Raw genomic sequence first — 19,719 nt, forward strand, 5'->3', positions numbered from 1 at the left:
CCCTATTGACCTCGGCGAAATATGCCAGTTTTGTTTGCAGGTTAACGCCAATTGTAAGTAGACACGCAACTGTCGCGTGTCCATTCCGGATCTTAATTTCCCCCAGCCCCATGTCGTACGGGAAAATCCGGACAATTTACTGTTGGCAATCAGGAAGTATGGAACGGGAAAAACTGGCAATAGGCGCGCCGACCCCACCGGGTGAGCCGTGCGCGGAGGTGCTGCACCCTTTCCTGCCGTGGTTGACCGGCAGCCTACTGCTGTTGGGACCGAGGCCCAACGCGGAAAGCAGGGCGCGCTGGGCTCCCGCCGCCAAGGTGTTCACCACGGCGGACGGCGCCGACCTGCCGGCCTCGACGCGGTTCGATGCCGTCGTCCTTCTGGGTCTTCTGTCGCATCGCGACGACGGAGGTGGGTGCGCGCTCGACGCGACGATCGTCTGGGCCCAGGAGCGGCTGCGGCCCGGCGGGCGGCTGATCCTCGTGATCGCCAACGCCCTGTCGCTCCACGGCCTCGCCGCGGGGTCCGAGACGGTGGGAGAGCGCGGCTTCCCGAGCCTAGAAGGGCGTCCCCGATCCGACGGCGCCCGACTGCCGACGCGGGCAGGGCTGAAGCAGTCCCTGCGGGCCCGCGGCTTGGTCCATCAGGATTGGTGGTTCCCGTTCCCGGATCAGGGGCGGCCCCTGAGCCTCATCGCCGAGCGAGGCTTGGCGCGGCCAGGTGGGTTCGACCCCGGGATGCTCGCTATCGGCGCGGCCGGCCCGGATTCCGCAGCCAGCGCGGGCGCGCTGTTCTCGCCGCGGCGCGCCTGGGCGCCGGTGGCGGATCTGGGGCTCACCGGTGATCTGGCGCCGGCCTTCGCGGTTGCGGCGTCGGAAGCGCCGCTGCCGCCGGATGACCGGCTGGCGATCCACGTCGGACTGCGCCGCCGCCCGGAATTCGAGCGTCTGGTGACCTTCGCGGAGGCCGGGTCGCGGATTGCGGTGCGCCGCGCCCGCGTGAACCCCGATCTTCCCGCCGCGGTCGCAGGGGTGACGAACCTGTTGCCTTCGGAGACCTACGTGCCGGGGCCCCTCTGGGCGGCGGACCTCGAGGCGCGGCTGGCGCGGGAGGGCTGGTGCCCGGACGCGGTCTCAGCCTGGGCCGGGACCTGGCTGGAGGCGGTCTCACGCGGCTTCGCGGACGGCGCGCCGCTGGGACCGAACACGATCCTGCCGGCACGGGCGCTCGATGCCATCCCGAAGAACCTCGTCTTGGGCCCGGAGGGCACGTTCATAGACCTGGAATGGGACCTCGGCGTCCCTCTGGACGCGGGTCATCTCGCCGTGCGCGGCCTCGTCAACGCGCTGACCGATGCGCCGGACTGGCGGCCCGGCGGAGCGGCCGGCCTGACCCTGCTGGACGCGCTGCGCGCCCTGTTACCGAGGCTCGGACTCGCCCTAGACGACGCGCAGCTCGCCGACCGGCTGGCCCGGGAGGGCCGGTTCCAGTCGATCGTCAGCGACCATGTGATCGAGCGCGGTCTGGGCTGGGCGGCGGCGACGCGGCTTCCGGTCGTCGGTCTGGGCCGGGTTGGCGCAGATCCGCGCGCGGCGCTCGCGGAGGCGTCCGCGGAGATCGCCCGGCTGCGCGAGGAGAACGCGGCCCTGCGTGCCGCGCGTGCCGTCGACGCCGCCGCGCATGCGGACACCGAACGCGAGAGCGCCCGCCGCACGGACCGCGTGATCGCCCACGCCGCCGAACTGCACCGCGCGCGCGACCATCTTCAGGACGCGCTTGACGCCCGCCGCACCCATTTCGGCCTCCGGGGCCGCTTGCCGCTGCGCCTCCTGCGCCTGCTCAAAGGAACCCCGTGATGCGACTGCTCGTGGCCTGTGACCACCTCGCGCTCACGGGCGGACTGCTGCGATTCGAAAGGGTCGGACGCGTGCTCGCGCGTCGCGGACACGCGTTCGCCTTCCTCGCTCTCGGCATGGGTGAGGACGGCTTCGAGACGCGGCACCGCGTCCTGCACCTCGACGAAGCCGCGCGCGAGAGCTGGGACGCCGTCATGGTTCCGGGCGGCGGATTCCCGGATGCCACGATCGAAGGCTTCGCGGACTTGCGGGCCCCAAATTTCGGGGCGCGGATCCAGCACTTCCTCAACGCTCCGGCACGCCGGGACGCCTATGCACGCGTCACGCGGACCTTTGCGCCGGACCTCGTCGTGGCGAACAATGACCACTGGGACGATGCGGCCCTCGACGCCATCGGCACGCCGTGGCGGCGCCTTGTCGGTGCGGTCGATACCGGCCTGTTCGCGCCGCCCGTCTCGCGGCCCGCGCGCGGCGCGCGACACCGGCTCGGCGGCATCGCCAACAAGCGCCCCGCCGCGCAGCTCGCCGCCATCGACGGGCTAGGCGACGCGTGGGCCCTGCACTGGTTCGGACGGCCGGACTGGGGACTCGTGGGCGCGCGCGCCGATCTAGTGGCTTCGGGTCGCTTGGTCGTGCACGGGCCGCTGGCCGAGGCCGACCTACCCTCATGGTACTATGGGCTCGACGCGTTCTGCAGTGCGGAGGCGCATGCCGGCTGGTGCAACCCGGCCGCGGAAGCGATGGCCTGCGGTACGCCGCTCGTCACGACTGTGCACGGCACGCTGGCTTTCGCCGAGGACGCAGTCACCGCCCTGGTGGTGCCGGACGGTCCGGACGCGGTAATCGGTGCAGCTATCGCGGAAGCCACGGACCGAATTGTCACCGATCCGGCCGCCGCCGCGGCCCGCGCCGAGGCGGGACGGGCACGGATTCGAGCGCTCGACTGGGACATCTACGCGGACGGGCTGCTCGCCGCAGTCGGAGAGGCGGTCGCACTGCGCGCGGGCCGAGCCTCGGCGGCGCGCCCGTCCGGGACGCCGTCCCACGAGATCGTGCTGCGCCTGACCGACCTCGCGAGCCGGGACGGGTCTCTGCCGGACGACTTCGACGCGCTCGGCTATATCCGGCTGCATCCGGACCTCGCGGCGCTGTTCGAGCACGCGTGGCAGGGGCAGCTGCACTACCTCGAGCACGGTCGGCGAGAAGGCCGGATCTACCCCTCGAACCTGACGCGGGCGCAGCAGAAGGCGGCCCAGGCATCGCGGATCGCGCTCGCGGTCGACGGGCTCGACGGCTCCGGCAAGTCGAGCATCGCGAGGCACGTCGCCGAGGCGCTCGGCGCGACGGTGCTCAATCCGTTCAGCGGTCAGGTCGGCGCAATCCTGGTTCATCTCGCTCGAACAGGGCAGCACACCCTCGCCGACGATGTGGCGCACACGGCCGTGGCGGCGGCGATCGCCAATGCGCCGGCTGGACCGGTCGTGTTCGATCGACATTGGTTCACGGCCTCGCAGCTCCTGTCGCCGACCTTCCGACAAGGCTGGGAGCCGCGCCCGTTCACGGTGATGTGCTGGGCCGATCGCCCCACCACCATTGCCCGCATGGTCGCCCGCGGCGTTCCCAACCCGTCCGAGCAGATGACGGAAACCCGGGTCGCTAGCTACCGGACCCTTGCGGACGAGTTGAAGGTGCCGCTGCTCGACACTTCATTCATCACACCTGAGGAGGGCGCGGCGCAGGTGCTATCAATGCTGCACCACCCGCGGACGTGCGACTCTGCCGTTTGAGCGGGTAAACAGCATGTCCGCGTGAACACGCTGCTTGACGAAATACAGAGGCGCCAGTCGCTCTGAAGCGCGCGCTCTGTTGCGTTGTGCGACCGACGGTGATTGCAGCTTCAAGACGGCCAGCAAGTTCGCCGCGATCATCCGCAAGGTAAACGACCAAGTCACTCTCAATCATGCCCCACGACTCACCTTCGAGGTCAGCGATAGCGACGGGCCGATGCAGCTTCACGGCGCTACTACCTCACCCTTGCTCGCCCTCATTGCATGGGTCAACGCCGGCCTGATCGCGTCGATGGCGATCCCGAATTCACCCGCTCTGGCTGATGCCGCTCAGGATTGTCGGTCCGGGAGCCCGGAGATGTGCATCGGCGGATGCAGCCGCCTCCTGGCCGAGGCTCGGACGCCGCGGCAGCGCGCCATCGCACTCGATGGACGGTGCTGGGCGAACATCGACCGGGGTGCGTTTGCCGACGCCCTGACGGATTGCAACAGCGCCATTCGGGCGGACGATCAGTACCCCTACGCCTTCCATAATCGCGGGGTCGCCTATGCCGGCCTGCAGAATCCGACTGCGGCGATCGCCGACTTCAACCGTGCGCTGGCGATGCGGCCGGCCTTCTCGAATACGCTCATCCACGGGGCGAAAGCGAACATCACTCTTGGGAACACGCAGGCAGCAATCCGAGATTACGAAGAGGTTCTTCGACTGAAGCCCGACAACGAAGAAGCCAAAAATTCCCTCAACGTATTGCGTGGCGCTGCGGTAACATCGCCGTCGCTTAATTCGACTAGTTCGCTCTGTGGTAGCGTTGGGTGCAATTAGTTCTCACCCGATTTCCAAATATCTTTCATCTTCATTGCCAAATTCAAAAATTCTTCATGTTCTAATTTAATAAACTTTAAATCAATTGTCCGATGATGGCATTTTGTATCGCAAAAATGCAGGGATCAATTGAATTTCCAACTGTGTCCACCTCATTCTGAGCATAGGACGGCGGCGCGGTGCCTACCAACCATCTGTGTCCATTCAATCGAATGCCCGGTTGATGTCCGCTTTGAAGCCATCGCTGAACGCGCATAAACGGCCGGATTGGGCGCAGAGCGGCCAGCTTGGATGGGGCGGAAGTCGCCGATCAACTCCGAAACGTGGCGGAGCGCCTCGCGGACCCGTGGTCACCCACCCTCGACAGACCCAAGCATTCGGCTCATCCCGCCGCCGCGCCACTCCGGTCATTCTCACGCTCGCTGATCTCGGCGAAGCCTGAATACCTGCCGGTCACGGCCAGGAGCAGCCTTCATGCACCGGCACGGTTCACTTCTTGGGCGGCGGCGTAAACATCGATCAGCGCGATCCGGCGAGCACATAGTTGAGGCCTGTCGAGGCCTTCGTCCACTTCGGGACGCAGCATAAGATATCGCTGGCGTAGGCTTGACTCACAGCCTTTCTGGGACAGCGTCTAGATCAGCGGAATGCAGCGCTCAATCCAGTCGAGGCACAGCACCTGCTGGCCGGCCGTCTACCCAGCTTCCAGCGGATCCGGAGGCCGCCACGGATAGGACAGGCTCAGCGCTCGGGTACGTGCGTGAGCGATCCGTGGTTCGCCGCTTCGATTGGGTGAGCAAGCTCACCACCTCAGTCGCCCTCCGGTCCATAACGTGCCCGCTCCCGACTCGGAAAGCCGGGAGCGGGTCTGTCATTTAGTACTACAGTTGCGTATCAAGGCGTGATGTGGTCCGCTGGCCGTCTGCGAGAGCGGAGGCTTGGCGATGTCGGTGGCGTCTTGGTCTGGTTCGCTGTTGGCCTGGGAGCGGGAGCTCGCATCGTTGAAGGATCGCGTTGGGCTGTGCGTGCGGCGGCGCGAGTTGCGAACGTCGATCGGGCACTATCTCGACGGGCTCCTATCCGGCGTCGAACGCAAGACAGGCTGGCTACTGGCCGAGCGCGCGGGTGACGCGCGGCCGCATCGGTTACAGGCCGTCCTGGGACGGGGGCGATGGCCGCCGCGGAGCCGACCGTCACGGGCGCTCTCGCCGAACCGGCGGCGACGCCGGCCGGCGCCGCCCTCCTCAATCCGCCGCTGCCGCCCCGCCGACCCGCGGAACTCGCGGCCGCAGCGGCCTCGTCGAGCGGCAGGACCAGCCTGTTCGCCCCCCGGAGCGGTCGATGATCATCCGCGAGTTTCTGGCCTGGACGCAGGACGCCTCGGCCGAACGCCGGGCCGAGGCGACCGCCACGCTGGCCCGGACCTACCTGTACGGCGATCTCGGGGCCGACGCGGCCTGGGAGGCCAAGACCGCGCTGCTCGCGCTCCTCGACGACCCGTCGCCCCTGGTGCGCCGGGCCCTCGCCGAGACCTGCGCCGCCTCGGCGCGGACACCGCGACCGCTCGTCGTCGCTCTGTCCTGCGACGTCCCCGAGGTGGCGCGGCCGGTGCTCGCCCGCTCCCCGGTCCTCACCGATGCCGATCTCGTCGACGCGGCCGCCCTCGGCGACGAGGCCACCCGCGCGGTGATCGCGGCCCGGCACCACCTCTCTCACGCGGTCGCGGGCGCGCTCTCCGAGATCGGTGAGACCCCGACGCTGGTCGTGCTCGCGGCCAATCCGACGGCGAAGATCACCGCCGGCCGGATGCTGCGCATGATCGAGCGCCGGGGCGACGAGGCCGCCCTGCGCGAGGCGCTCCTCGCCCGGGCCGACCTGCCGCCGGAGGTGCGCCACGCCCTCGGAATCGCGGTGGCGCAGGCGCTCACAAACTTCGTCACCGACCGCGGCTGGCTCGGCGCCGAGCGCTGCGACCGGATGAGCCGCGAGGCCGGCGAGCGCGTGGCGCTCCAGGCCTGCGAGGGCTTCGGCGCGGCCGCCGTGACGCGGCTGGTGACGCACCTGCGCGCGACCCGCCAGCTGACCGCCGGACTGATCCTGCGCGCCGTCCTCTCCGGACGGATGGACTTCGCCCTCGCGGCCCTGGCCGACCTGTCGGGGCAGGATCATGCCGGCATCGCCCGCGCCCTGCGCGACCCGCGCCTGTTCGCGGACCTGCACGACCGCGCCGGGCTGCCCGACGCGCTCCTGCCGGCGATGCAGGCGGCGCTCTCCGCGTGGCAGGAGCTCGCCCGCGGGGCGGTTCCCGGCGCGGGCCTGTCGCGGCACCTCATCGAATCCGCCATCGCGGCGTGTGGCGACCTCTCGGATCCCGACATGCATCCGGTGATCACGCTGCTCAACCGCTACGAGGCCGAGGCGGCCCGCGACGAGGCCCGCGAGGTGGCGCGCGCCATCGCGGCCCAGGCGGCGGCCCGCGAATCCGTCCGCCGCGAGGCTGAGGCCGCCGACGCCGCGTGGCGCGCCGCCCTGGAAAGCCAGCGCCGGACCGCCTTCGCGGAGGTGGCGGACACGGCGGCCCCGCGCGTCGTCGCGCTCGACGTATCCGCGGACGAGCAGGTGGAGGCTGAGCCGCTCAACCCGGTCGGCGCGATCCTCGACGCGCTGCCCGAGCAGATCCTGGCCTGGTACCGCCCGGAGGAACTGGACCCCGAGGTTCAGGCCGCGACTGACCTCGTGCTCGACGGACTCGGCGACAGCCTCCTCGACCATTTCCGCGCCAGCCAAGGCCGCGCAGAGCCTGATGCGGAGCAGGGCCGCGACAAGCCGGAGCGCATCGCCGCCTGATCCCCGGATCGCGGACCCGGCGGAGGCCGAGCCCCCGCCGATTGCCTGGAAGTGTCAGGCCTCACCGCGCGGTGGAACTATGGCGTCGGACAAGTCCCGATATCGTCGGCTTCCGGGCGAGGAGCCGCACTACGTCATGGCCGCGGAGCGGACGCTGATCGCGGAGTGCGCCTACCGGTTCAGCCTCTACGCGGTCGATGTCGTCGCGTCCGACGGGCTGACCGGCCGACACGTCCTCGCCGTGCCGGTCGCGATCAGCGCGGTCTCGATCACGGTGGGCCTCGTCCTGACCGAGGAGGATTCGCGCAGGGCCGACGCGGGCGATCTCGACGGCATCGCGTCCCTGGCCCAGGCGGTGCAGAGCGGATACCGGCGCTTCCGTACCTTCCCGGCAAACGAGCTGGGGCGTTTCGTGCTCTGACGGAGAAGTTCGCGAGCGGTCCGCCGTGGCCGGACCTCAGTTCGGCGGCCGATAGGCTTCCGGCGGCAGGTCGCGGAAGAAGGTTTCGCCGGGTGCCTGCCCCGGGGCCGGCTTGGGCGCGGTCCCGCTGCCGCTCCCTTCCGTGATGTAGCGCTGGCTGCCCGCCTCCGGCACGACCGGCGGAGGGGTCTGCGGGGTCGGCGGCACGATGTAGCGCTTCTGATCCGGCGCAGCGGCCGCGGCGCTCGGCGGCGGCGCGACGGGGGGCGCGACAGGCGGGGCGACCGGCGTCTGCGGNACGGGCGTCTGGAGAGACGGAGTCTCGACCGCCCGCACCTTGGCGGCGGCCGGCCGGCTCGGGCGGCGGGCTATCGCCGGGGGCACGGCCCGACGCGGCCGCACGCGCACGACGCCGGGAGGCGGGCTCGTGCCCGGCAGGGCGATCCGCAAGCCCTCCACCGCGCGCACGAGGTCACCGAGGCTCGCCTCGGCGGTGCGGCACAGCCTGATCCGCAGGGAGATCGCGCGGCGCGCGAGCGGTTCGGCCTGGAACAAAGCGGGTGGCTGCCCGCCGACGGTGGCGGCGCCGCGGCCGCCCTCGATCCACTGCCACGCGTAGAGGCAGTCGGCTCCCAGCGCGATTCCCACCGGGCCGTAGACGTTTCGCAGCGGCGGCCGCACCGTCATCGCCTGGCCTGGGAACCGGACGGCCATCTCCCCCGAGATCCCGAACTCGCTGGGCTTGGCCAGCCGCGGCGGGAAGGCGAGGAGCAGGTCGGCGGTCTCCCGGCGCAGAGCGATCTCGGCGTGGTTGCGACCGTCCCCGCCGGCATAGCGCAGCCGCTGATCGAAACCGTCGCGTTCGCGCGTCTCGACGACCGCGGTGAGGGCCCCGGCCCCCGGCAGCGACAGGACCGGGACGGATTGTGCGCGGGCCGCGACGGGCAGCAGGAGCCACGCCAGGGCGCAGAGCCGGGCCGGAAGGATCGCCACGCGCCTCACGGGGTGGTCCGATCGGTCGCCGTGGAGGTGTCGTAAGCCGAGCGCGAGGGCGTCAGAAACCGCTTCGCCTCGGAATTCTCGGGGCGATTGCGCTCCGCCTGCTGATCCTGCCACAGGGTCCCCGCGGCGGGCGGCGAGAGGGATTCCGGCTTATCGACGCCGCGATAATCCGGCAGCAGGGCGTAGCCGAACCGCTCGTAGGGCATCGGCCCCGCGCCGGGCACCCGTCGCGCCACCAGCGGCGGCGCCTGCGTCGCCGGCTCCCTGACGTAGGTCCCCGCGGGGACGGGTTCGGCGAGGAGCCGCGCAAGCGCCGGCGGCGGGTAGCGCAGAGCGTTCTCCATCGGGACGGCCAGAGGGAACTCGTTGCGCTGGACGGCGACGGGCTTCGCGTCGGCGGCGGCCGGCGGCAGATCCGGCCGCGGCACCCGGTTGGCCGGCGGGCTCTCGATCCGCGCCGTGGGGGCGGCGTGGCGCGCAGGTGCGGGCGACGCGGCGGCAGGCACGGGGTCGCAGGGCAGCGGCGAGCCGCCGGTCGTCTCGCGGAACAGGAGATCGACCACCTTCGGGAAGAGGCCGTCGTAGCGGTTCACAACCTCCAGGAACGGTCGCTGCCGCTTGAGGCGCTGAAGCGTCAGCGCGTAACCGAAGACGGTACCCTCGCTCGGCATCCAGGCGACGGCCCGCTGAAACCATTCCAGCGCCGTGTCGAACTGGCAGGAATTGTAGGCGTACCACGCGAGCCCCTGTGCGCCTTCGCCCGAGGTGGAGGCCGTCACGACCTGGGCGTAGCGGGCAATCCGCGCGGGCTCGATCGCCGGGGGACGGGGCAGCGTCAGCTTCTGCTCCAGGATGTCGATGTAGAGCAACTCGTTGCCGACGAACCGATCGCGCCAGGCGTAGGCGACCTCCTCGGCCTCGCGCTGCATGTCGAGCTGGCGCAGGGTCAGGGCCAGCCCGTGCGCGACCATGGCGTCGCCGCCGCGGGCGATCGCCTGCTTGAACCATTCGAGCGCCTCGCGGAACTGGCGGCGCTTGTAGGCGTACCAGCCGAGGAGGCTGGTCTGGCTGGGATCGCCGCTCTTGCGGGCGACGGTCTGGAACGCCGCGAGGTCGGCTTGTGTCGGGGTCTCGGCACTCTCCTCGTGCAGGAAGGCGGCGATCCGCGCGCGCGTGATGTCGAGGCGGATCGCGTCGAATTCCGAGGTCCCGTTCGCGCCGCGATGGCCCATCTCGATCAGGCGTTCCGCCTGCGCCATCCGCAGATGCGCCATCGCCTTCTGGATGGTGGCGAGGCGCACGCCGGAATCGGCGTTGCCGTCGAGGATCGACTTGTAGAGCTCGAACGCCTCCTCGCTCGACCCGGAATCGCCCAGGGCGTCGGCGACCGTCCAGACGCTCTGGACATCGAGCGGATCGAGGGCACCGGGGTCGGCCCGGTAGAGGTCGATGATCGTGCCGGCATCCTTGCCGGTGAGCGCCGTCATCCGGGACCGGAACTCGGCCCGGCGGAGCTTCCGCGCCAGTTCCTCGGAGGGCTGCCACGCCGGGTCGATCGACCTGCGCGCGGCGATCGCCGCGCGCAGGTCGTCGAAGCGCCCCGCGGTGAAGAGGTCCCAGAGCGGCGCCTCCTCGGGCGGGCTCGGCTGCAGCGCGTTGAGATCCGGCGGCTCGTTCCAGCCCGGATAGAGCCGCTTGAGACGGGCGATCTCGGCCTTCATCCGAGCCGTCTGCTTCTGGGCGGCGTAGTAGCGCAGGGCGCTCTCGTCGACCATGTCGTTCGTGCGAGACGTGGCCGGGTCGGCCAGGATCGCCGGCGCGCGCGGCCCGTCGCCGTAGACGATCCGCGGCTCGGACCGCGCCGGTGCAGGGGTATTCTGCGGCGGGGGGCCGGATCGGGCGTCGACCTGCGCGGCGGCGGGCGAGGCGGCGAGCGCCAGCACCAGGAGGCAGGGGGCGGCCGGTCGGAGTCGAGCCAGCGGAAAACCAGTCAGGACTTCAGGCATGACGGGTAGCGCATGCGGGCCGCGGTGAGGGCGAGGAGGCTCAGGGTTGCCGGATAATAGTTCTGGTTGCCGATATCGCCCCGGGCATCTTCCGGAAAGGGCGTGCCGTCGAGGGCGCAGGCCACCAGGGCCGAGAGCCCCATGTAGCCGGCCTCGGTGAGCCACTCGACCTTCCGCCCGTCACCGGTGTCGACGATCGGCAGCCTTTCCCGATCCGAGCCGGACCACAGGGCCTGGAACGGCGCGAGGTCGTCGGGCCGCACCAGCCCCGCCCAGACCAGGTAGAGCGGGATGCGGATGGCGTTGTAGGAGAACAGTGGCGGGAATCCGGTGGCGGGACGCGGCGCGTCCTTGGCGGAGATCCACTCGGTGGGCAGGTTGCTCGGGCCGAAGCGCGACTGCCGCAGGAGTGCGAGGCCGCTGCGCGTCAGGGCCGCCCAGTCGTATTCCGGCGCCACGAGGGCGAGTCGGGGGAAGGCGGGAAAGATCCAGTAGGAGAGGTTGACCAGCGGACCGTCCGGGCGCTCGCGGGCCGAGAAGCCCGAGACCGCGGGCAGCAGCAGCGCACCGTGCGGATCCCGGAATAGGATGGTCTTGCGACCGAACTCGATGGCGATCCGACGGGCGGCGGTGCGGTAGCTCGGCTCGTTCCAGGCCTCGGCCGCCTCGGTGAGCGCCCAGGCGACGAGGATGTCGCCGTCGGTGGCGTTGTTCATGTCGCTCACCGCCGGCCTCTTGTCGGGCGACCAGCGCCACGCCAGCAACTCGTCGCCGCGTACCATCAGGTTGGCCCGGGTCCAACCCCAGATCCGCTCGAAACTGATCCTGTCGCCCGCCGCCACGGCGAGCAGCATGCCGTAGCCCTGGCCCTCGCTGTGGCTGATCTGACCGTTGGCGGTATCGACCACACGGCCCTGATCGGTGATGAACCGGGAACGGTAGGCTCGCCACGCGGCGTCGTTGCCGAGCTTGCCGACGAGGCCCGCGCTCGCCGCCTGGGCGGTCTGGGCGGGCTGCGTGCCCGGTTGCGCGGTACTCGGAGGCACGGCGAGCTCGTCCTGCGTCGAGGCCGCCGCCGCGGGCAGCATCGTCGCGACGAGGAGGGCCGCGGCGAGGGGAGCACGGTCGCGGCGGCTCATGAGTTCTTCCTGCCGACGTTGCGCACGAGGCTCGTGGTGGCAAGGCCGAGGCAGAGGGCCATCGCGAGGGTCATGCCGACGTAGTATTCCGTGTTGATCGACAGCCACGCCGCGGATACGAGGCGCAGATTCGCCAGGGATCGCGGCTGGGTCTCGACCAGCTCGATCCGTCCGGGGCGGGACGTCACCAGCGTGCCATTCGAGGCGTCGAGGAAGGCGGCACTACCACCCAGCTTCGCCCAGACGACGGGGTCGACGAGGCAGGAGACGGACGCCTTCAGGAGCGACGCGTTCGGCGCGGTGACGATCACGGTGTTGCTCGACTGGACCGGCGGCCCCTCGGCGATGAGGAGCGAGGCCGTGGCCGGGACCTCGACCGTCTCGTCCGGCTTCACCTGCGCGGTCACCGTCTGGCGCAGGGATCGCACCGCGCCGGTGATCTCGTTCCAGACGGAATCCAGGGCGGCCCAGATCTGGCGCGAGCCGCGCGTCGACGCCTCCCAGCGGTCGATGAGCTCGCGGTCCGAAGAGGAGGACGGGGCCGATGGCGGGGAGGGCGCAGCGTTCGCGTCGCTCTGGGACGCCTGAACCGGCTGGGCCTGGGCGGGCGGGGCCGGGCGGATCTGCGGGATCAGGGTGGGCAGGGCGCAGCGCATCGGCAGATTACGACGCAGGCGATCGAGGGTGAGCACGCCCTCGGGCCCGAACTGGCCGGGCGTGGCCACCATGTCGGCCCGGCCTTCCCAGACCTGCTGGACCTGCTGCGGATCGAAGCCGACCGCTTCCAGCAGCGCCGGGTCGAGGGCGCGGGCGGGCGCGACCACGAGCTGGCTCGTGTCGGGCGCGACCTGCTGCTGGGTGACCACCTCGAAGTCGATGACCCGCTCGGAGGCCATGGCCAGTCGGGCGGCGAGGGTCGCGGCGGCGTCGGCGCTGTCGCGGTCCGGTGTCGGCAGCACGAGGCGCGGGTGCTGCCCCGGGACCACGAACGGGACGGCGCCGCCCTTGATCGCCGCGAGATCGGGACTGCGCGCCGCCCGGGCGAAACTCGGGATCTCGATCCGTGAGCGGTCGAGGAACAGGAAGCGCGCCTGCTTGGCCGCCGGGCTAAGCGTGTCGCAGGCTTGGTCAGCGGCGTTCGGCAGCTGCGCCGAGATCTCGACGTGGTTCACCCCCGGACGCCACAAGCTGAAGGGCAGGGGAATGGCGCTGTCGTCGAACACCTCGCCGCGCCCGTCGGGGAGCGGGACGCTGGCCGCGTTGCGCCCGTTGATGTCGATGACGATGCGGGCGTCCGACGACAGTCCGGCCACGTAGGCCCCAGCCAGGTGCAGCATGACCTTGCCGTAGTCGGCCGGGACGAAATCCCCGGGAAAGCGCAGGTCGAAGCCGACATGGAGCAGGCGGCCCGAGAATTCGCGGGACGCCGCGCCGAGGCGGTCGAGCGTCAGACTCTCGCCGCCCTGCACCATGTAGCCGCGGAAGAGCTGGACGGCCTTGAGCCCGGTCGGCGTCCCGGCGTCGGCCGGAACGGCGAGGTTGGTGATCGCCTGGCGGACGTCCTCGTCGCGGGCCCCGGTCACGACCAGGGTCGGCGGCGTGTTCGGCCGCGTGGGCAACATGGCGAGACGGGGGCCGGTGATCGGGCCGAGTTCGGAGACCCCTTCGATGCCGCCGATCTCGGAGGCGGTGCCGACGACGAGGTTGATGCCGTTGCGGCCCTGGAGCGGAGGACCGAAGGTCACGGTCGGACGGGCGACCCGCCCCACAAGCGCCAGGGCCTGGACCGCCGCGATCATCCGCTCCAGACGCGTCAGGTTCGGGCGCTCGTTCAGGATGACCTGGATCGGCAGGGCGCCGCTCTCGTCAGGCTCGGCGGCGGCGAGCGACCGGACGTCCATGTCGGTGGCTGTTCCGACGACGAGGCCGGACCGCGACGGGTCGATCTGCGTCCACAACTCGTAGGTCGCGCCGACCGAGCAATCGACGCGGTGCCGCTGGCTGGCGGTGAAGGTCACGGCATTGAAACCGGGCTTCAGCACGCCGTCGCCGATGGCGAACTCCACCACCTTCACGGCGCCGGGCGCCTGGATGCGGGTCCAGCCGACCTTGGTGCCGTTGACGAAGGCGGCGAGTTCGGAACTCTCCGGCGCCACCGAGATCGCGGACAGGTAGGAGAGGCGAAGCCGCGCCGGTCCTCGCGTCTGAGCCTCGGTGAGGTAGACCGGGTAGCGCAGGGAATCCTCCTCCCCGGTCAGGCGGAAGCCGCGCGGGCCGGACGGAAGCCGGCGCGCCGGCGCGATGGTCGACTGGATCACGGCGCGCGGCCCCGTCTGCGGCGCGGCCGCGTGCGGGGTCGATCGCGGCTCCGGCCCGTCCTCGGACGGCGCACGCAGGGCGTTGCCGCTGGGCGGCACGGTCAGTCGCTCGGCCGGCCCCGAGCCGAGGAAGCTCTGGGCCAGGGCCGGACCGCTCGCCAGGCCGAGCAGCAGAGAAAGCACCGGGAGGCGCAGCCGGGCACCCATCGCCGTCACGCCGCGCTCGTGCGACGGCCGCGAAGCTCGGCCAGCGTGCGCTCGTTCTCGTAATCCATCATCAGGCGAACCCAGTCGTCCGCGCTCTCCGTGTCGGTGGGTTTGGCGACCGTCGGCAGGGTCGGCGCCGCGCCGGCCGTGGCCGGTGCCCGGACCGACGGCGCCGGCGCCGCGGTGACGGCTCCGGGCGGCGCGTCGTAGATCGGCGCCTCCTCGATCTCGACGGGTCGCGGCCGTCGGCTCGCGAGGAGGTAGCGCAGGGCGCGGAACGGCTCGACCAGGCCCCACCACGCGAATTGCAGCGTGCCGGTGGGGATGTCCTTGTGCCGCCGCCGGCGCAGCTGGAAACGCCGCATCGCTTCGGCGTCGCCGTACATGAGACCCGCCAGCGCCGGGTAGTCGCGGACCGCCAGCGCGCCGAAAGTCACCCGCATGACGAGCTCCTGGCCATCGCGCGTCGCCTGGTCCAGATGGACCGGCAGCGGCGCGGTCCGGCGCGCGCCGGCCGTCGGTTCGACGCCGAGCGTCCCCCGCAGCGGCGGGCGGGTGAGCCCCTGGTCGAGCGCGCCGCTTAGGAAGCGCAGGGTGCAGGCCTCGGCGGAGACGCGCTCGATCGACACGTCGACGCTGTGCCCGGAGAGCGTGAGGACGCCGCGGCGATCGATCGGCAGCGAGGGGGTGCGTTCGAGCTGGCGCCGCTCGGCGCAGACCCCGAGGGAGGCGCCCGCGGTCAGCAGGTTGAAGAAGTTCCACAGCCCGACAACCAGCATCAGGTTGGTCACGCCGGGCTCGTAGAGGTAGCGCCACGCCGCGACGGCGCAGCCGAGCATCAGCAGCAGGTAGATCAGGAAGAACGGCAGGGCGAGCGACGAGATGTGGTCGTGGTCGAGGGTCGCGCCCTTGTTGGTGACGTTGAAGGTCGGCTTGCGCGGCGAGGCGATGACCGAGACGATCGCCTTGGCCAGGTAGACGCCCTGGATGTACTCGTAGAGCTCCGACACGAACGGCCAGCGGAACTTGCCGTAGACGTAGTTCTGGATCATCAGGTTGATGATGATGTAGGTCAACGTGTAGGCGATCGACTCGTCCACGCTGGCCACGAAGATCTTCAGATCGAAGAAGATGTGCAGCAGCGGCGCGAACATGAAGATCAGTCGCGGGATCGGGAAGAACCAGAACGTCATGCTGGAGAGATAGGCGATCTTCTGAATGGGCTTGAGGCCCTTCTGGAAGACCGGGTTCTTCAGGAGCAGGATCTGGAACATCCCCTGGCACCAGCGCGAGCGCTGGCCGATGAAGTCCGTCAGCGTGTCCGGCTGCAGGCCGGCGATCAGCGGCTTGTCGACGTAGGCGCTAGTCCAGCCGCGCGCGTGCAGCTCGAAGGCGGTCTCGCAATCCTCCGTGATGGTGATGCCCGAGAAGCCGCCGGCCTCGTCGAGAGCAGTGCGGCGCAGCAGGGCCGCCGAGCCGCAGAAGAACGAGCCGTTCCACTTGTCGAGGCCGCGCTGCGTCACGGCGTAGAACATCTCGTTCTCCGAGGGCATGCGCTCGAAGGTTCGCAGGTTTCGCTCGACCGGATCGGGGTTGAGGAACGCGTGCGGCGTCTGGACGAGGAACAGGCGCGGATCCTGCGCGAAGTAGCCGACGGTCTCGGTCAGGAACGAGCGGAACGGGACGTGGTCGGCGTCGAGCACCGCCACGAGGTCGCCCCGGGCGTGGGCGAGGCCGTTGTTGAGGTTGCCCGCCTTCGCGTGCTCGTTGCGGGCACGGGTGAGGTAGCGGGCGCCGAGTTCGTCGCAGAGCGCCTGCAGCTCGCCCCTCCGGGCGCGCGCCGCCGCGGCCTTGGCCGGGTCGGCATCGCTGCATTTCTGGTCGGTGCCGCCGTCGTCGAGCAACCACACGGTGAGCTTGTCGGGCGGGTAATTCAACTGCCGTGCCGCCGCCAGGGTCATGGCGAGGATCGAGGCGTCCTCGTTGTAGCTCGGCACGAACACGTCGACCGCGGGCAGGTCGGCGGCCGGGGCGGCCGGCGGCGGGTCGCGCCGCAACGGGTCCGCGTTGATGATCAGGCTGACGAACAGGATGAAGACGCAGTAGAGCTCCGCCACCAGCAGGATCAGGCCGAACCCGAAGCTGACCGGGTCGCCGGGCGAGGGCAGGGTGTTGGTGAGCCGCCATAGGATGTAGCGCAGCACCACGAGGCTGCCGAGCGCCATGAAGACGAACCGCGTCCGCGGCCCGTCGAACACGGCCCAGAGCACGATCATCGCCGCCATGGCGGCGAGGCTCATGGCGAGCTGGGCCTGCGTCCCGACCGGCTGGCTGAGCAGGGCGAGGCTGGCGACTGTCGCCCCAACCCAGGCCAGCCAACGCAACGCCTGCCTCACGCTACAGCCTCCCGGGCCAACAATCCCTCAGATCGAGGTGCAACGGCTCTAACGCCGGGTTTGTACAGCGATGATGGTCAATGACCAAACCCCTTCGTAATATCCACGCAAATTCACTGGATCGGAAATTACGGTTAACTTAGGAATGTGGGCAACTCAGACGATGCCATGCGCGGGCAAGTCGATCGGCCCGCAAGAGGGGTTTCGGGGCTCATAGCTGCGCCGAATACATTAATTATCGGATCTTAAGCTTCGCGGCGATCGGCGGGGGCGGGGCGCATGCGACGAAGAGCGGCATGGATCGTCGGAGCGATGCGCGACCCGCGCTCGGCGGGCCGAGTCCGGACCGAGCGCCGGCACCTGGGTGCGCGGCGGGCCTTAATCGACCCTTAACGAAAATGAAGCCTCGCTCGGGACCGATCCCTCGGGCGTACGGATGACCGCGAAGCCGCTGCAGATTTCCCTTGGATTGCTCAACGCGCTGCAGGTGGCGATCGCCGCGGCGGCGGGGTTCGCGGCCGCCGTCCTGATCGTCGTTCCGGCCGCTCAGCCCGGCACCGCGCCGTCCCCGCAGGAGATGGCGGGCGCCGCCTCGCGCGCCTACGTCGCCGCCGTCGCGGCGCGGCTGCGGCAGACCGTCGGCGAGGCGCGCAACGCCGCCCTGACGCTGCGCGACGACGCGGGTCTGCTCTCCGCCGATCAGCGCGCCGCGCGCCTGCGCGCCTGGCTCGACCTGAACCCGGTCTACCGGGACGCCGTGCTCGTCGGGCCCGACGGCACCGTGCTGGCGGCGCAGGACGAGCGCCGAATCGGCAGCAGCGTCGCGCGGCAGGGCTGGTTCCTGCGGGGCCGCGCGGCCGGCGTCAGCGTGGTGACCGACGGGGCGGAGGCCGACTCGCCGTTCGGGGCCGCCGTCGCGCTGGGCGAGCGCGGACAGGACGGCCTGCTGCGCCTCGACGCCGGACCGGGCTACTTCGGCAAGGTCGAGGAGGACGTGCGGCGCGCTGTGGCGCTGCCCGACACGCTCGGCTTCCTCGTCGCCACTCCGGACAGCCGCGTGCTTGCCGGGACGCCGAGCCCCTTCCGGACGACGAGCGTCTCGGCCACGACGCCGATGCGCGTCGCGGCCGAGATCGGCTCGCCGGGATGGCTGGTGACGGCGCAGGCCGTCCCCACCGGGGCCTCCCCGGCCGCGGGGGCGGACTGGCGGATGCTCGGCATCGGCCTCGCCCTCGTGGCCTGCGCGGCGGCCCTCGGCTTCGTGGCGGGGGAGCGTCTGACGCGACCGCTCCGCCGCCTCCTGAAGGGCGCGGGAGCGGACGCGACCGCCGGCGAGTCCGATGCCCCCCGCACCTGGATCGGCGAGTTCGCGGCGCTCGCGGACGTCCTTGCCGGGCATCGGCGGAGCACAGGGCTGCTGATGGCCGGCGCCGGGTCCGAGGTCGCGCGGCTCAAGGCGCGGCTGACCACCTTCGAGGCGATCTCGGGCTGGGCCTGCTGCGAGATCGACCCCGAAACCGGCCGGAGCCTGCTGGATTCCCGGAACGCGGGCGGCACCGACGGAGACCCTTCCGCCGCCTCTTCCGCCGCCCCGTTCGCCGCCTGCTTCGTCGCTGCCGACCGGCCGGTTCTCGACCGGGCGCGCGCCGACGCCCTCGTGGCCGACGGTCCGCAGGACGTGGTCCTGCGCCTGCACGACTGGCCGGATCAGCAGGTTCAGGTGAGGCTGCTCTGCCTGGGCGATGCCGGGGGCGATCGGCGGCTCTTCGCGCTCATGCGGAAGCTGCCGGGCGGCGAGGCCGCGACCCTGCCGCAGCAGGCGGAGCCGCGCCGCAACCTCGTCCTGCGGCGGGTGACCGACGGCATCGTCCACGAGTTCAACGACGTCCTCACCGTCGTGCTGACGAATCTCACGCTGCTGGCGCGCCGCCACGCCCTCGGCGGCGAGCAGGAACGGCTGGTCGGCCGGGCGACAGCCGGTGCGCGACGGGGCGCGGCGCTCACACGCCGGATGCTCCACCTCGTGCGCGGGGACGAGACCAGCATCACCCTCGCCGAGACCGACCTCGCCACCACCTTCGAGGCCTACCTGCCGTTCCTGTCCGCGAACGCCCTCGGCGAGATGCCGGTCCTCAACCGCATCCCCGCCGGTTTGCCGCCCGTCCTGTGCAGCGAGCGCGTGCTGGAGCTGCTGCTCCTCAACCTGGCCTTCCATATCCGCGACGCCGGCCTCGCCGGCTTCGCCATCGCGGCCGTCGAAGGGGTGCCCGAGGATGCGCGCGCCGACGCGGCGGCCCCGGCCTACGTGCGGGTCCTCGTCAGCAGCGGGCGCCGACCCGAAGCCGCGCAGCTGCCGACCGGGACGGGACCGACCCTGGCGGCGGCGGCGGCCCTGGTCAGCGAGAGCGGCGGGCTCTGGCGCCTCATCCGCGACGGGATCGGAGCCGAGCCTTTCCTGGCCGAGTTCTGGCTGCCCGCCGCGCCCCCGTCCGTCGCCAAGCTCCCGGCGGCCCGGTCGGCGAGCCTGAAGATTCTGCTGGTGGAGAGCGACGGCCTCGTTCGGGCCAGCGTCGCCGAGGTGCTCGCGGATCTCGGCCACGCGGTGGTGCAGGCCGCCTCCGGGGCGCACGCCCTCGAGGTTCTCGCCCGCGACGCCGCCTTCGACGCGATGATCGCTGACCAGTCGATGCCGGTGATGGCCGGCCTCCAGCTCGCCGCCACCGTGGTCGAGCGGCACCCGGAGATCCGGGTCATCCTCGCCAGCCCGCACGGCCAGCTGCCGCGATCGGCCGACGCCTTCCTGCGCATCGACAAGCCCTTCCGCAACGAGGACCTGCAGGTCGTCCTCGACGTCGCGGTGAAGCGCGCACGCGCCGCCTGATCGCGGCTCGCCTCGACCTGCCCGGCGCGGCCGCCA

The 19,719-nt window shown here is 71.0% G+C and carries 11 protein-coding genes and 1 pseudogene; 7 read left to right on the forward strand and 5 right to left on the reverse strand.

What is annotated here, in order from left to right:
• Nucleotides 1–5: 5 nt before the first annotated feature.
• The 6 genes and pseudogenes from MOTC310_RS30545 to MOTC310_RS30570 all read left to right on the forward strand — a co-directional run bounded on the left by MOTC310_RS30545 (nucleotide 6) and on the right by MOTC310_RS30570 (nucleotide 7,734).
• Nucleotides 6–1,856 (forward strand): class I SAM-dependent methyltransferase, encoded by a 1,851-nt coding sequence (locus MOTC310_RS30545; protein ID WP_331304483.1) that lies wholly within the window; start codon nucleotides 6–8, stop codon nucleotides 1,854–1,856.
• The gene (locus tag MOTC310_RS30550) at nucleotides 1,856–3,643 is read left to right on the forward strand and encodes a glycosyltransferase (protein ID WP_331304484.1); all 1,788 of its coding nucleotides are present in this window, start codon (nucleotides 1,856–1,858) and stop codon (nucleotides 3,641–3,643) included. The genes MOTC310_RS30545 and MOTC310_RS30550 overlap by 1 nt, the downstream gene beginning before the upstream one ends.
• A 34-nt stretch (nucleotides 3,644–3,677) precedes the next feature.
• Nucleotides 3,678–4,466: a tetratricopeptide repeat protein gene (locus MOTC310_RS30555; RefSeq protein WP_331304485.1), complete on the forward strand. Its 789-nt coding sequence runs from the start codon at nucleotides 3,678–3,680 to the stop codon at nucleotides 4,464–4,466.
• A gap of 944 nt (nucleotides 4,467–5,410) precedes the next feature.
• Nucleotides 5,411–5,641: pseudogene (locus MOTC310_RS30560) on the forward strand (IS701 family transposase); the annotation flags it as partial.
• A gap of 166 nt (nucleotides 5,642–5,807) precedes the next feature.
• Nucleotides 5,808–7,313 (forward strand): DUF2336 domain-containing protein, encoded by a 1,506-nt coding sequence (locus MOTC310_RS30565; protein ID WP_331304486.1) that lies wholly within the window; start codon nucleotides 5,808–5,810, stop codon nucleotides 7,311–7,313.
• Between the two features lie 136 nt (nucleotides 7,314–7,449).
• Entirely contained in the window at nucleotides 7,450–7,734 is a 285-nt protein-coding gene (locus tag MOTC310_RS30570; protein ID WP_331304487.1) for a hypothetical protein, read from the forward strand.
• Between the two features lie 36 nt (nucleotides 7,735–7,770).
• Here the strand turns inward: MOTC310_RS30570 and bcsN are convergent, their stop codons facing one another.
• Genes bcsN through bcsA form a run of 5 tightly spaced genes read right to left on the reverse strand, consistent with a single transcriptional unit; the run spans nucleotide 7,771 to nucleotide 16,802 of the window.
• Complete coding sequence (bcsN, locus tag MOTC310_RS30575; RefSeq protein WP_473753953.1) at nucleotides 7,771–8,850, reverse strand: cellulose biosynthesis protein BcsN; 1,080 nt, start codon at nucleotides 8,848–8,850, stop codon at nucleotides 7,771–7,773.
• Nucleotides 8,733–10,742 carry a tetratricopeptide repeat protein gene (locus MOTC310_RS30580; RefSeq protein ID WP_331304489.1) on the reverse strand — a complete coding sequence of 670 codons (2,010 nt, stop codon included), beginning with the start codon at nucleotides 10,740–10,742 and terminating at the stop codon, nucleotides 8,733–8,735. Before MOTC310_RS30580 ends, bcsN begins: the two co-directional genes overlap by 118 nt.
• A complete protein-coding gene (locus MOTC310_RS30585) occupies nucleotides 10,727–11,881 on the reverse strand; it encodes a family 8 glycosyl hydrolase (RefSeq protein ID WP_331304490.1) in 1,155 nt (384 codons plus the stop codon). The genes MOTC310_RS30580 and MOTC310_RS30585 overlap by 16 nt, the downstream gene beginning before the upstream one ends.
• Nucleotides 11,878–14,406 (reverse strand): cellulose biosynthesis cyclic di-GMP-binding regulatory protein BcsB, encoded by a 2,529-nt coding sequence (locus MOTC310_RS30590; RefSeq protein WP_331304509.1) that lies wholly within the window; start codon nucleotides 14,404–14,406, stop codon nucleotides 11,878–11,880. Before MOTC310_RS30590 ends, MOTC310_RS30585 begins: the two co-directional genes overlap by 4 nt.
• Nucleotides 14,407–14,411: 5 nt before the next feature.
• Entirely contained in the window at nucleotides 14,412–16,802 is a 2,391-nt protein-coding gene (gene bcsA / locus MOTC310_RS30595) for a UDP-forming cellulose synthase catalytic subunit (RefSeq protein ID WP_331304491.1), read from the reverse strand.
• Nucleotides 16,803–17,238: 436 nt separating this feature from the next.
• On the opposite strand from bcsA, the gene MOTC310_RS30600 reads away from it, so the two are divergent.
• The gene (locus tag MOTC310_RS30600) at nucleotides 17,239–19,683 is read left to right on the forward strand and encodes a response regulator (RefSeq protein WP_331304492.1); all 2,445 of its coding nucleotides are present in this window, start codon (nucleotides 17,239–17,241) and stop codon (nucleotides 19,681–19,683) included.
• Nucleotides 19,684–19,719 lie beyond the last annotated feature (36 nt).

This window comes from Methylobacterium oryzae, assembly GCF_036441375.1.
Lineage (GTDB): Bacteria > Pseudomonadota > Alphaproteobacteria > Rhizobiales > Beijerinckiaceae > Methylobacterium > Methylobacterium oryzae_A.

Bases quoted from the DNA above. Each gene is read 5' to 3' on its own strand.
- MOTC310_RS30590 (WP_331304509.1), bottom strand. From the start codon at position 14,406: ATGGGTGCCCGGCTGCGCCTCCCGGTGCTTTCTCTGCTGCTCGGCCTG.
- MOTC310_RS30570 (WP_331304487.1), top strand. From the start codon at position 7,450: ATGGCCGCGGAGCGGACGCTGATCGCGGAGTGCGCCTACCGGTTCAGC.
- MOTC310_RS30600 (WP_331304492.1), top strand. From the start codon at position 17,239: ATGACCGCGAAGCCGCTGCAGATTTCCCTTGGATTGCTCAACGCGCTG.
- MOTC310_RS30580 (WP_331304489.1), bottom strand. From the start codon at position 10,742: ATGCCTGAAGTCCTGACTGGTTTTCCGCTGGCTCGACTCCGACCGGCC.
- MOTC310_RS30550 (WP_331304484.1), top strand. From the start codon at position 1,856: ATGCGACTGCTCGTGGCCTGTGACCACCTCGCGCTCACGGGCGGACTG.
- MOTC310_RS30585 (WP_331304490.1), bottom strand. From the start codon at position 11,881: ATGAGCCGCCGCGACCGTGCTCCCCTCGCCGCGGCCCTCCTCGTCGCG.
- MOTC310_RS30565 (WP_331304486.1), top strand. From the start codon at position 5,808: ATGATCATCCGCGAGTTTCTGGCCTGGACGCAGGACGCCTCGGCCGAA.